Here is a 12,177-nt window from a genome sequence, read left to right on the forward strand (position 1 = left end):
GGCTTTCTCATGCCTTTGCATTTAATACCCCTAGGGGGTATGTTCACGGTATGGACGAGCATCACGAGCACGGTGGACATGACGAGCAGGGTGGACATGATGAGCACGGTGGCCACGGCGGGCACGCGGATCATGCGGCGCAGTTCAAGGACCGGTTCTGGATCAGCCTGGCGCTGGCGGTGCCGGTGGTGTTCTTCAGCGAGATGTTCGCCGACCTGCTCGGCTACTCGCGGCCGGAGTTCCCCGGCTCGGGCCTGATCGCGCCCGTCCTCGGCACGGTGATCTTCGTGTACGGCGGCCGCCCGTTCCTGACCGGTGGCTGGGCCGAACTGAAGTCCCGCCGGCCCGGGATGATGCTGCTGATCTCGATGGCGATCACGGTCGCGTTCGTGGCGTCCTGGGTGACCACCCTCGAGATCGGCGGGTTCGACCTGGACTTCTGGTGGGAGCTCGCGCTGCTGATCGTGATCATGCTGCTCGGGCACTGGCTGGAGATGCGCGCACTCGGCGCCGCGTCGGGTGCCCTCGACGCGTTGGCCGCGTTGCTCCCCGACTCGGCCGAGAAGGTGACCGACGACGGTGTGGTCGAGGTGTCGCTGCACGAGTTGCAGGCCGGCGACGTCGTACTGGTTCGTTCGGGCGGGCGTGTGCCGGCGGACGGGACTGTGGTCGAAGGGGAGGCTGAGGTCGACGAGTCGATGATCACCGGTGAGTCGCGGCCGGTGACGCGGGCAGTCGGGGATTCGGTGGTCGCCGGGACCGTTGCCACCGACAACGCACTGCGGGTCGAGGTCACCGCCGTCGGCGACGACACCGCGCTGGCCGGAATCCAGCGGCTGGTGGCGGAGGCGCAGGCGTCCTCGTCGCGCGCGCAGGCATTGGCCGACCGGGCTGCCGCGTTCCTCTTCTACTTCGCGTCGATCGCCGGGCTGATCACGTTCGTGGTGTGGACGCTGCTGGGTGAGCTCAACGAGGCCGTCACGCGGACGGTGACCGTGCTGGTGATCGCCTGCCCGCATGCCCTGGGGCTGGCCATCCCGCTGGTGATCGCGATCTCCACCGAACGCGCCGCGAAGGCCGGCGTACTGGTGAAGAACCGGTTGGCGCTGGAGCGGATGCGCACGATCGACGTGGTCCTGTTCGACAAGACCGGCACGCTGACCAAGGGCGAGCCGGCGGTCACCGGAGTCGCCACCGTCGGGTCGATCTCCGACGAGGACCTGCTGGAACTGGCCGCCGCGGTCGAGGCCGACAGTGAGCACCCGCTCGCGAAGGCCATCGTCCGAGCTCACTCCGATCGGGTGCCGGTCGGTCACGGGCGTGGGGTGGTGGCATCGGAATTCCAGTCCCTCACCGGTCGCGGCGTACAGGCTGTTGTGGACGGCTCGGAGGTTGCTGTCGGTGGTCCGGCGTTCTTGCGGGAGTACGACGTACCCGAGCCGGCGGAGCTGGAGACGGACGTCGCGACGTGGAAGGCTCGTGGGGCCGCGGTGCTGCATGTGGTTCGGGACGGGCAGGTGGTCGGGGCTGTCGCGTTGGAGGATGAGGTTCGCGAGGAGTCGAGGCAGGCGGTGGATGCGCTGCACCGGCGCGGTGTGAAGGTCGCGATGATCACCGGCGACGCCCACCAGGTCGCCGACGCGGTCGCGAAGGAACTCGGCATCGACGAGGTCTTCGCCGAAGTCCTCCCGCACGACAAGGACGCGAAGGTCGCCGAACTGCAGGCGCGCGGCCTGAAGGTCGCCATGGTCGGCGACGGTGTGAACGACGCCCCCGCCCTGGCCCGCGCCGAGGTCGGCATCGCGATCGGCGCTGGCACCGACGTCGCGATCGAATCCGCCGGCGTCGTCCTCGCCGCCGACGACCCTCGCGCGGTCCTGTCGGTGATCGCCCTCTCGAAGGCCAGCTACCGCAAGATGTGGCAGAACCTGGCCTGGGCCACCGGCTACAACGTCATCACGGTCCCGCTCGCGGCCGGCGTACTCGCGTTCGCCGGCGTGGTCGTCTCCCCGGCCGTCGGCGCGATCCTGATGTCGATCTCGACCATCGTGGTCGCCCTCAACGCCCAGCTACTGCGTCGCCTCGACCTCTCACCCGCTCGGCTGGCCGCGTAACCCGGTCAGCGTCACCGTGACCAAGCGCCGTACCGCTGCTTTCGACGGTACGGCGCTTGCCGCGGTCAGTGCGTGCACGCAGTACGCCGCCAACTCCTTCGGCGGGACGTCGTCCCGGACGTCGGTCAAGAGGTCGGCGAGGAAGTCGACCAGGTGTTCGCGGGCTCGGGTGACGTGCTCGGATCTGTGGAGGGACGCGGCCGGCTCGGCGGTCGGGTGCTCGTGGCAGATGAAGGCGTAGGCCTCCAGGACTGCTTCGAGACTTCCGGTCTGATCCCAGGTGTCGGCGAGCTGCTGGAGATGGTCACCGACCTGGCGCTCGTGCCACGCGACCAGGATCGAGTCGACGTCCGGGAAGTACTTGTACAGCGTCGCCCGCCCGAGACCGGTCCGCTTCGCGACCTCCGACATGGTGACGCCGGTCAGCCCGCGCTCGCCGACCAGGCCGGCGGTCGCATCGAGCACCGCCCGCCGAACTGCCTGGCGATGCGTCGCGATGCTGTCGTCCCACAACTTCGGCACGGCACCAGACTACCTGGACAAATCGTCATTGTTCGAGACACTATGTATCGAAAAAGGAGTCGTCGGATGGCGATGGTCGAGGCACGCGTCGGGACACCCCGCGCGGCGCGGTATGTCGAACAACTCAGCAGCCACTTCGGGCACCAGCCCGGCGGCATGAAGGTCCTGTCCAGCGCTCCGGGCGAGCTCCTCATCGACCTGGGTGAGGCAACCTGGTCGATCCGCGCCCTCGAGAACGAGTTGGTCCTCCAAGTCCAAGCGGACGACCCCGACCACCTCCGCGAGACAAGCGCCCACGTCGCCACCCGAATCGAACAGATCGGCCGCCGCGACGGCCTGCAGGTGCGGTGGCGGACCGGAGAGTGAGGACAAGCCGGGTCGCGTGCCGCCGCGACCCGGCTTGCCGGATGGTCAGCCGACCGGGAGGCGGCCCTGGAGACGTTGCATGGTGGCGATCTCGGCGGCCTGGGCGGTCTCGATCGTCTTGGCCAGAGCGATCGCGGCCGGAGCCTTGCCGGTGCTCAGTTCGGTCTTGGCCATGGCGACCGCGCCCTGGTGATGCTTGATCATCAGCTGGATCCACATCCGGTCGAACATCGAGCCGTCCGCCTTGCTGAGCTCGGACAGCTGCTCCTCGGACATCATCCCGGGCATCGGCTCGGACATCCCGTGGCCATCGTGGCTCGGCGTCGGGACGGGCTTGCCCCAGGCGGTGAGCCAGCCGCTCATCAGCTTGATCTCCGGATCCTGCGCGGCCTGGATCGCCGTGGCGAGCTTCTTCACCTCCGGCGTGGTCGCCTGGTAGCCCGCCATACTCGCCATCTGCACAGCCTGCTGGTGATGCGGGATCATCTGCGTCGCGAACGTGACATCGGCGTCGTTGAACGCCGAGTCGGCCGGCGGCGTCATCGGCGTACCGGAGCTGCTGTGGTTCATGCCCGGCATCGAGCCGGAATCGGAGTCGCCGCAGGCGGCCGGTGCCAGCGCGGTGACGAGGAGGGCGGCCGAGGCCGCGGTCGTACGGTAGACGTGCTTCATCGCAATCCTTGGGGTGTCGGAAGTCGGGTACGGCGGTACGGCGCTGGTCGGCCTATATCCGCAGCACACCTGACGTCGACAGCGATGGAGCAAGCCAGGGCGGTGATCGGTCGGTCGATGTCAGCCGCTCAGTCGGCGCGAGCAGCACCACCGACCGCCACGCCCGCAGGCTTCGCAACCCGAGCATCAGGGCCAGTAACAACAGCAGCGCGGTCAGTACGGCCATGCAGGCTCCAGCCATCCCGTGCTGCTCACCCGCGGCCCCGATCGCCACCCGGTCGAACCCGTCGACCAGCGCGATCGGCAGTCGGACCGAATGCCCCGCTGCCGACTCGCCGGCCCGCGAGAGCCCAGTCGTCATGGCCTCGGCCGCCATCGCCTCGGCCGGCGTCGAGACCGCATGTTGCGCCGGCGTCGGGCCGGTCTGCGTGACGCCAGGCAGGCGCATGATCGCCATGGCGGCATCGTGCTGACCCGTCAGGCCGTGCATGGCGAAGACGCCGGCGACGATGCCGAGCACGCCGAGCAGACGGAGCATCAGCGCTCCGTGGTCGCGAGCAGATCCGGTCATCGGCACAAGAGTAGCGACATGGGCTGATTGCACAGTCGGGGCGGCTCGGGTGTGCACGATGGACGGTGATCTCGCCGGGTGAGCGCCGTACGTTCGGTGAAATCCCCAGGGCTGGAGGTTCCGATGGCCGCTTCATCTGTTGGTACGGACGACTACGCGCTCGCTCGGGTTCCGGAGAGTGCCAGGTATTCCTGGTGGTCTGTCGCGACCCAGCGGTTCGGGCAGATCTCCGCACTCAGTCAGTTCCTGCTCGGGGCGACGCTCGGGTTCGGGATGAGCTTCTGGTCCGCGTTCTGGGCGCTCACGCTCGGCGCGGTGGTCCTCGAACTGGTCGCGATCCTGATCGGCATCATCGGTGCACGGGAAGGTCTGCAGACCTCGGTGATCGCGCGCTGGACCGGGTTCGGTCAGGCCGGGTCGTCGCTGATCGGGCTGGCGATCGGGATCAGCCTGATCGGGTGGTTCGGGATCCAGTCCGCGGTCTCCGCGGCCGGTCTGAGCCAGTTGATCGGCGTACTCCCGACGTGGGGCTGGTCGCTCGTCTTCGGGCTCGCCGTCACGCTGGTCGTGCTGCGCGGGTTCCACTCGATGGCCTGGGTCGCCTATGTGACCGTGCCGGCCTTCGTCATCCTGGTCGGCTGGTCGATCCTCAGTGAGCTGTCCAACCACAGCCTCGGCGGGCTGGTCAGCGCGGCGCCGCCCGGTCCGCATCTGAGTCTGCTGGAGGGTACGACGCTGGTCGCCGGCGGATTCATCGTCGGTGCGGTGATCACCCCGGACATGACCCGCTTCAACCGGTCGGTCGGGGACGTGGTCAAGCAGACCGTGCTCGGCATCACCCTCGGCGAGTACGTGATCGGGCTGTGCGGCGTACTGCTCGCGCACGCCATCGGTTCGGCGAACGTGATCACCATCGTCACCTCGTCGGTCGGCTGGGTCGGCACGCTGGTGATCATCCTGGGCACGATCAAGATCAACGACTGGAACCTCTACAGCTCCGGCCTCGGCGTGGTGAACTTCATCGGCACCGTCTTCGGCCGGCACGTCAACCGGGCCCTGGTCACGCTGGTCGTCGGTGTCCTGGGCAGCGTGCTCGCAGCCGGCGGGATCCTGGACAAGTTCACCGACTTCCTGATCGTGCTCGGCGTCGCGTTCCCGCCGATCGCCGGGATCATGGTCGCGGAGTACTTCGTGGTGAAGCGCTGGCGTCCGGAGCTGGACGCGACCCGGGCCGAGGGCACGCTGCCCGCGACCGCGCCGACCTGGGTGCCGGCCACGATCGTGATCTGGATCGGCGCAGCACTGATCGGCAAGTACGTCGCCTGGGGCCTGCCCAGTATCAACTCGCTCGTCGTCGGCTTCGCGGCGTACGTCGTGGCCGGCCGGCTCGGCCTGATCCGCGGCGTCGGCACCAGTCGCACCATGGAGAGTGCGCCCACGGGCGTGACCGCAGTAGCTCAAACCGGGAGGATCTGAATGCGTATCGGCATCGATGTCGGTGGCACCAACACCGACGCCGTGCTGCTGGACGGCACCGCTGTGCTGGCCGCCAACAAGTCGGCCACCAGCGCGGACGTCACCGCGGGCATCATCGACACCCTGGACCGGCTGCAGGCGGAGCGGTCCTTCGACCCGGCCCAGATCCAGGCGGTGATGATCGGCACCACCCACTTCATCAACGCGCTGGTCGAAGCCAGCCGCCTCGCTCCGACGGCGGCTCTGCGGCTGGGACTGCCCGCGACCGCGTCGCTGCCGCCGCTGGTCGACTGGCCGGAGCGGCTGGTCGAGGCGATCAGTGGGCGCAGCTACCTGGCGCATGGCGGGCACGAGTTCGACGGACGCCACATCGCCGAGCTTGACGAGGACGAGCTGCGCCGTCACGCCGCCGACATGGTGTCGCATGGCGTCCGGTCGGTGGCGATCTCCTCGGTCTTCTCACCGGTGAGCAACGAGTTCGAGCTGCGCGCGGCCGAGATCCTGCGGTCCGAGCTGGGCGACGACGTGGCGATCTCGCTGTCGCACGAGATCGGACGGATCGGCCTGCTCGAGCGGGAGAACGCGACCATCATCAACGCGGCGCTGCGCGAACTGGCCGCGAGCATCGTCGACGGTCTGGCCGGTGCGGTCGCCGGGCACGGCATCGCCGCACCGCTGTACCTCAGCCAGAACGACGGCACTCTGATGGACGTGGACTTCGCCCGCCGGTATCCGGTCGCCACGTTCGCGTCCGGACCAACCAACTCAATGCGCGGCGCGGCGCTGCTGTCCGGACTGGACACCTGCGCGGTCGTCGACGTCGGCGGTACGACGAGTGATGTCGGCGTACTCACTCACGGCTTCCCGCGGGAGGCGACCACGGAGGTGGACGTGGCCGGCGTCCGGACCAACTTCCGGATGCCCGACGTACTCAGCATCGGTATCGGTGGCGGCAGCTTGGTGGCCGAGGGCAACGACCTGGTGACGGTAGGCCCGCGGTCGGTCGGCTACCGGTTGACCGAACAGGCGCTGGTCTTCGGCGGTACGACGCTCACCGCGACGGATATCGCGGTCGCGGCCGGCCGGGCCGAGGTCGGTGACGCGGGTGCGGTGGCCGATCTCGATCCGACCATGGTGAAGGCGGCGCTCGCGCGGGTGGCGGCGGACATCGCGGACGCGGTCGAGCGGATGCGGACCTCTGCCGACCCGCTGCCGGTGGTGGCCGTCGGCGGTGGGTCGATCCTGCTACCGGACGATCTCCCGGGGAGCCTGGCGGTGCACCGGCCGGATCACTTCGCGGTGGCGAACGCGATCGGCGCGGCCATCGCCCAGGTCGGCGGCGAGGTCGACCGGGTGTACGCGATCGATCCCGGTCGCCGGGACGCGGTGGTGGACGAGGCGCGCCAGGAGGCGGTCGACCGGGCGATCGCGGCCGGAGCCGATCCGGCGCGGGTCCGGATCGTCGACTTCGACGAGGTGCCGATCCCGTACCTGCCGGGCAACGCGACCCGGATCCGCTGCAAGGCGGTCGGTGACCTGCGGCTGGGGCAGTCATGAGCACGCTGACAGCCGCCGACCTGGGTGCGCTGGCGCGCGGTGCCGCCGTACTCGGAACCGGTGGTGGCGGTGATCCGCACATCGGGCGGCTGCTCGCCCAGCAGGCCCTGCGTACGCACGGACCCGTCGAGATCGTTGCCGTCGACGACCTTCCTGACGACGCCTGCGTGTTGCCGGTGGCCATGATGGGCGCGCCGACCGTGATGGTGGAGAAGCTGCCGTCGGCGGATCAGATCTCGGTCGCGGTCCAGACGCTGGCCAAGTACGTCGGCAGGACACCGACGCACATCGCCTGCATCGAGGCCGGCGGCGTCAACTCGACGGTCCCGGTGATCGCGGCCGCGCAGCTCGGGCTGCCGTTGGTGGACGGCGACGGGATGGGTCGTGCGTTCCCCGAACTGCAGATGGTGCTGCCGACGCTGGCCGGCATCGACGCGACTCCGATGTCGATCGTCGACGAGAAGGGCAATCGTGGTGTCTTCGACACGATCGACAACCCCTGGGCCGAACGCCTGGCGCGATCCGCGACGGTCGACATGGGTTGCTCGGCGATCGTTTCGCTCTACGCGATGACCGGCGCCGAGGTCCGCGCGTCGTTCGTCCCCGGCACGCTCAGCCAATGCCTCGCGATCGGTCAGGCGATCGATCTCGCCCGGCAGGAGCACAGCGATCCGGTCGCGGCCGTGGTCGATCGGCTGGGTGGACGCTTGCTGCACGTCGGCAAGGTCGTCGACGTGCAACGCCGTACGACGACCGGCTTCGCCCGCGGTGACGCCGCGGTCGACGGACTGGACGCGTCACACGGCCGACTGCTGGTGCTGCGGTTCCAGAACGAGCACCTGGTCGCCGAGCTGGACGGGGCCGCGGTCGCGACGACCCCGGATCTGATCATCGTCCTGGACACCGAGTCCGGTGAGCCGATCACCACCGAGGCGTTGCGCTACGGGCATCGCGTCAGCGTGCTGGCCGCGCCCGCCGACGAACGCTGGCACTCACCCGGAGGCATCGCCCTGGTCGGCCCGCGGTACTTCGGCTACGACCTCGACCCGATCCGCGCGCTGGAGACCGTATGAGCTGGCTACTCGACATCGAGCACCTGAGGGATCTCGCGCGCGGGGCTGCGATCCTCGGGACGGGTGGAGGCGGTGATCCGCTGATCGGGCGGTTGCTGGTCGAGCAGGCGATCCGCGAGTACGGGCCGGTGACGGTGCTGGACCCGGACGAGCTGGACGACGACGCGTTCGTCATCCCGACCGCCCAGATGGGTGCGCCGACGGTCATCGTGGAGAAGATCCCGCGCGGCAGCGAGCCGGTCGGTGCGTTGCGTGCCCTCGAGCGTCACCTCGGCCGGACCGCGGATGCGACCATGCCGATCGAGTGCGGCGGCATCAACTCGATGATCCCGCTGCTCGTCGCCGCCCGGACCGGTCTGCCGGTGGTCGACGCCGACGGCATGGGCCGGGCGTTCCCCGAGCTGCAGATGGAGACCTTCTCCGTGTACGGCGTACCGGGGTCGCCGATGGCGATCGCGGGGGAGCACGACGAGACCGTCGTCATCGACACCGGTGCCGACAACCGGCAGATGGAGTGGCTGGCGCGCGGGATCACGATCCGGCTCGGCGGCGTCGCGCACATCGCGGAGTACTCGATGACGGGCGCCGAGGTGAAGCGCACCGCCGTACCGCGCACGCTCTCGCTCGGTCTGTCCATCGGGCGCGCGGTCCGCGAGGCCCGGTCGGCGCACGACGATCCGATCTCGGCTCTCCGGGGCGCACTCGCGCCGACTCTCTACAACCACCTGCGCGTGCTGTTCCGCGGCAAGGTCGTCGACGTGGAACGCCGTACTGTCGAGGGCTTCGCCCGCGGCCGAGCCCGGTTCACGGCGTACGACGGGACCTCGGAGCTGGAGCTGCGCTTCCAGAACGAGAACCTGGTCGCGGTGGTCGACGGAGACGTGGTCTGCACGGTGCCCGACCTGATCTGCGTGCTCGAAGCGGACACCGCGGAGCCGATCACCACCGAAGGCCTCCGTTACGGCCAGCGAGTCACCGTCGTCGGCATCTCCACCCCCGACCTGATGCGCACCCCCGAAGCCCTCGCAGTCTTCGGCCCCGCCTGCTTCGGCCTCGACGTCGAGTTCAGCCCGGTCGAACGCCGTACCGAAAGTCTCGCGAACACCCACTGAACGGGTCTCGACCTGTCAGGATCGGGCCATGGTGACCGTCATCCGGGAGCAGGACCTCGGAGCGCTGGTCGTTGGCGTCACGCTGCTCGGGTCGGGTGGTGGCGGCGACACTGGCGCGTTCGGGCGGATGCTGCGCCGTCGGCTGGGTGCGGGCGAGCTGGTACTGCGGGATGCCTCCGACGTGCCGGGTGCGTATCTGAGCCCGATCGGCGTGGTGGGTGCGACGAGTGTGCTGGCGGAGAAGCTGCCCAGTGGTGGTGAGTTCGCCGCCGCCGTACAGGCTGTCAGCCGCTGGACGGGACAGGCGGTCACCGGACTGATGTCCCTCGAGGCGGGCGGGCTGAACGGGCTCAGTCCGCTCATCGCGGCGCTGGATCTGGGACTACCGTTCGTCGACGCCGATCTGATGGGCCGGGCGATGCCGCGGCTCGACCAGTTCTCCTGGGCGGTGGCTGGGCGTTCGCTGACCCCTTGCGCACTCAGCGAGCCGAGCGGACAGGTGATCGTGGTGGATCACGTCGATGCGACCGGTCTGGAACGTGCTGTCCGGAGCTTCGTCGCCCACACGGGTGGCTGGGCCATACTGGCGCTGGCGCCGACCCCTGTGGACGCTGCGACGTCGGATGCGGTCAGCGGCAGTCTGACGCGGGCTCTGGCGCTCGGACGCGCGCATGCCGGTCTGGAAGTGGGGGCTGCGCCGGAGACCGTGGCGGCTGCGCTGGGTGGGCGGCTCCTGGGTGGCGGCCGGGTCGAAGAGGTGGCGCGGCACGCGGTCCCCGGCGGTGGTGCTGCCTTCGGGCGTGGCAGCGTCTGTGTGGTCGACTCCGCGAGCCGGGCGGTACTGCGGATCGAGACCGAGAACGAGTACCTGCTCGCCATGGTCGACGGTGAGCCGGTCGTGAGTACGCCGGACCTCGTGTGCGTGCTGGATCGGCGAACACTGCAGCCCATCGCGGTCGAAGTGATCCGCACCGGCGACGAGGTCGTGGTACTCGCGCTGCCCGGCCCGGAGTGGTGGCGGCGCGACGACCGGATCGAGTACGTCGGCCCACGAGCGTTCGGCCTCACCTGCGAACCACATCTCCTGGAGGCCTCGTGATTGGGCCTTCGCTGGCGGCGATGCTGACTTCGCCGGGCTGGCGGGATGTCGTCGTACTGGGTGGTGCGCAGGAACCTGGTCCCGCTCTGACGGGCTCCCGCGTGCTGATGGACGTCGCCGGCCACCCTGCGCCGATGGCGGGGGAGTTGCTGGTCGTGGTGCTCGCAAGTGACCACACCGACTGGCGAATCGACGCCCTGATCAGCCGAGCGTCCGCAGCAGGTGCGGCCGCCGTATTGCTTGCCGGTGTCGAGCCACTCGGACGGGGAGCTCAGTTGCTGGCCGAGCGGCTGCAGTTGCCCGTGCTGGGCAGTCCCGATCCATTGGCAGCTCACGAGCACCTGAACAAGGTGACGGCCGAGCCTGGTGTGGTCCGGGCAGATCTGGTTCTGCGTGCCGTCACCGCACTACGGCGTGCGGACGGGAACCTGGCGTCGGTGCTGCGTACTGCGTCCGCCGTACTGGACCGGCCGGTGACGTTGGCCGGGTCTGACGGGGGCACGTTGGCGGGCGAGGCGTTAGTGGCCGACGAACGGGCTGCACTGGTTGAGGAGCTGCCCGCGGTTCCGGTGGGTTGGGCGGCGCCGTACCGCGTGGATCTGCCGAGTGGCGCGGTGCTGATCGCGGTGGCCGTGCTCGGTGTCGGGCCGGTGTGCTGGCTGGTGGCGCGGTTGCCGGCTGTGGTGCCCGCTGAGGTTGCCGCCGTACCGGCTGTGTTGACGGTGGTGGCGCCGGCGGTGGGGGAGCGGTTGGCGCTGCGGCGGTTGGAGTTGGAGCGAGACGCGCGGCAGCGTACGTCGCTGCTCGGTGAGCTGCTGCATGGCGAACCGTCGGAGGCTACGCGGCGACGGGCGGTGGATCTCGGCTGGCAGCTGGACGGGTGGCACACCGGGATCCGGATCGGTGCCGACGGACCGGTGGACGTCGCGGGGCGACGGGCCGATGTGGTGGAGGCGTTCGACGCCGAAGGTCTGTACGCGGACGTGGTCGAGCAGGGTGATGGGTGGTCGGCTTGGATCACCGCCGCGCGCGAGCCGACCGCTACGCAGGTGCAACAGCAGGCGGCCGCGATCCGGCGAGTCCAACGCCGGTTGGTGCAGACGGTCGATGCCTACGTCGGTGTCGGACGGGTCGCGGCCGGTCCGAGCGGGATCGCCTCCTCGCTGGCCGAAGCAGGTGACGCCGCCGGTCTGGCCCGGGACCGCGCCGAAACCGGCCGCTTCCTGCACGTGGACCGCCTCGGCCTGGCGCAACTCCTCCTGGCCTGGACCCGCACCGACACCTTCCAGCCGGCCGCCCGCGCGCTGCTGGCCCCGATCGAAGACCAACCCGGCGACCTCGTCACCACCCTTGCCGTCTACCTCGACACCGAGTCGTCCCTCGCCGAAACCGCCGCGGTCCTAGGGATCCATCGCAACACCGCCGCGGCCCGCATCGCCAAGATCCAGCACCTCCTCGGCGTGGACCTGGCCAACCCCGACGAACGCCTAGCCCTCCACCTAGCCTCCCGAACCACCAAGAACTAACCGCGCCTCCGGCGCGGCGTGTGGGTGGATGCTGCGCGGGGCGGGGTGCGGCGAGGAGCTGTGGGATGGGGAGGCTCCTGCCTCCCCAT

General features: G+C 69.6%; 11 protein-coding genes. 8 read left to right on the plus strand and 3 right to left on the minus strand.

The window, feature by feature from the left end; translation table 11 throughout:
- Window positions 1-50 precede the first annotated feature (50 nt).
- Complete coding sequence (locus tag ACZ3HV_RS15275) at window positions 51-2,114, plus strand: copper-translocating P-type ATPase (protein ID WP_465684662.1); 2,064 nt, start codon at window positions 51-53, stop codon at window positions 2,112-2,114.
- Here the strand turns inward: ACZ3HV_RS15275 and ACZ3HV_RS15280 are convergent.
- On the minus strand, window positions 2,091-2,636 hold the full coding sequence (locus ACZ3HV_RS15280) for a TetR/AcrR family transcriptional regulator (protein ID WP_465684664.1): 546 nt from the start codon (window positions 2,634-2,636) through the stop codon (window positions 2,091-2,093). The genes ACZ3HV_RS15275 and ACZ3HV_RS15280 overlap by 24 nt on opposite strands.
- Window positions 2,637-2,702: 66 nt before the next feature.
- On the opposite strand from ACZ3HV_RS15280, the gene ACZ3HV_RS15285 reads away from it, so the two are divergent.
- Window positions 2,703-3,002 carry a DUF2218 domain-containing protein gene (locus ACZ3HV_RS15285; RefSeq protein ID WP_465684666.1) on the plus strand — a complete coding sequence of 100 codons (300 nt, stop codon included), beginning with the start codon at window positions 2,703-2,705 and terminating at the stop codon, window positions 3,000-3,002.
- Between the two features lie 45 nt (window positions 3,003-3,047).
- Here the strand turns inward: ACZ3HV_RS15285 and ACZ3HV_RS15290 are convergent, their stop codons facing one another.
- Both ACZ3HV_RS15290 and ACZ3HV_RS15295 read right to left on the minus strand, forming a co-directional pair.
- On the minus strand, window positions 3,048-3,674 hold the full coding sequence (locus tag ACZ3HV_RS15290; protein WP_465684668.1) for a DUF305 domain-containing protein: 627 nt from the start codon (window positions 3,672-3,674) through the stop codon (window positions 3,048-3,050).
- Window positions 3,675-3,726: 52 nt separating this feature from the next.
- A complete protein-coding gene (locus ACZ3HV_RS15295) occupies window positions 3,727-4,245 on the minus strand; it encodes a hypothetical protein (protein ID WP_465684670.1) in 519 nt (172 codons plus the stop codon).
- A 123-nt stretch (window positions 4,246-4,368) separates the two neighbouring features.
- Between ACZ3HV_RS15295 and ACZ3HV_RS15300 the strand changes: the two genes are divergently transcribed.
- From ACZ3HV_RS15300 to ACZ3HV_RS15325, 6 genes are read left to right on the plus strand one after another with little or no spacing between them, the layout of a single operon-like run.
- Window positions 4,369-5,721, plus strand: a complete 1,353-nt coding sequence (locus ACZ3HV_RS15300; protein WP_465684672.1) for a purine-cytosine permease family protein — start codon at window positions 4,369-4,371, stop codon at window positions 5,719-5,721.
- Entirely contained in the window at window positions 5,722-7,278 is a 1,557-nt protein-coding gene (locus tag ACZ3HV_RS15305) for a hydantoinase/oxoprolinase N-terminal domain-containing protein (RefSeq protein WP_465684674.1), read from the plus strand.
- The gene (locus tag ACZ3HV_RS15310) at window positions 7,275-8,351 is read left to right on the plus strand and encodes a DUF917 domain-containing protein (protein ID WP_465684675.1); all 1,077 of its coding nucleotides are present in this window, start codon (window positions 7,275-7,277) and stop codon (window positions 8,349-8,351) included. Before ACZ3HV_RS15305 ends, ACZ3HV_RS15310 begins: the two co-directional genes overlap by 4 nt.
- The gene (locus tag ACZ3HV_RS15315; RefSeq protein ID WP_465684677.1) at window positions 8,348-9,463 is read left to right on the plus strand and encodes a DUF917 domain-containing protein; all 1,116 of its coding nucleotides are present in this window, start codon (window positions 8,348-8,350) and stop codon (window positions 9,461-9,463) included. Before ACZ3HV_RS15310 ends, ACZ3HV_RS15315 begins: the two co-directional genes overlap by 4 nt.
- A gap of 28 nt (window positions 9,464-9,491) precedes the next feature.
- Window positions 9,492-10,562: a DUF917 domain-containing protein gene (locus tag ACZ3HV_RS15320; RefSeq protein ID WP_465684679.1), complete on the plus strand. Its 1,071-nt coding sequence runs from the start codon at window positions 9,492-9,494 to the stop codon at window positions 10,560-10,562.
- 20 nt (window positions 10,563-10,582) lie between these two features.
- On the plus strand, window positions 10,583-12,088 hold the full coding sequence (locus ACZ3HV_RS15325; protein WP_465684681.1) for a PucR family transcriptional regulator: 1,506 nt from the start codon (window positions 10,583-10,585) through the stop codon (window positions 12,086-12,088).
- The last annotated feature ends 89 nt before the right edge of the window (window positions 12,089-12,177 follow it).

It is taken from the genome of Kribbella sp. NPDC020701, from assembly GCF_055562215.1.

Excerpts from the sequence above, each read along its gene's own strand:
- ACZ3HV_RS15315 (WP_465684677.1), top strand. The coding sequence starts at position 8,348 with ATGAGCTGGCTACTCGACATCGAGCACCTGAGGGATCTCGCGCGCGGG.
- ACZ3HV_RS15305 (WP_465684674.1), top strand. The coding sequence starts at position 5,722 with ATGCGTATCGGCATCGATGTCGGTGGCACCAACACCGACGCCGTGCTG.
- ACZ3HV_RS15320 (WP_465684679.1), top strand. The coding sequence starts at position 9,492 with ATGGTGACCGTCATCCGGGAGCAGGACCTCGGAGCGCTGGTCGTTGGC.
- ACZ3HV_RS15290 (WP_465684668.1), bottom strand. The coding sequence starts at position 3,674 with ATGAAGCACGTCTACCGTACGACCGCGGCCTCGGCCGCCCTCCTCGTC.
- ACZ3HV_RS15300 (WP_465684672.1), top strand. The coding sequence starts at position 4,369 with ATGGCCGCTTCATCTGTTGGTACGGACGACTACGCGCTCGCTCGGGTT.
- ACZ3HV_RS15285 (WP_465684666.1), top strand. The coding sequence starts at position 2,703 with ATGGCGATGGTCGAGGCACGCGTCGGGACACCCCGCGCGGCGCGGTAT.
- ACZ3HV_RS15310 (WP_465684675.1), top strand. The coding sequence starts at position 7,275 with ATGAGCACGCTGACAGCCGCCGACCTGGGTGCGCTGGCGCGCGGTGCC.
- ACZ3HV_RS15325 (WP_465684681.1), top strand. The coding sequence starts at position 10,583 with ATGCTGACTTCGCCGGGCTGGCGGGATGTCGTCGTACTGGGTGGTGCG.
- ACZ3HV_RS15275 (WP_465684662.1), top strand. The coding sequence starts at position 51 with ATGGACGAGCATCACGAGCACGGTGGACATGACGAGCAGGGTGGACAT.
- ACZ3HV_RS15295 (WP_465684670.1), bottom strand. The coding sequence starts at position 4,245 with ATGACCGGATCTGCTCGCGACCACGGAGCGCTGATGCTCCGTCTGCTC.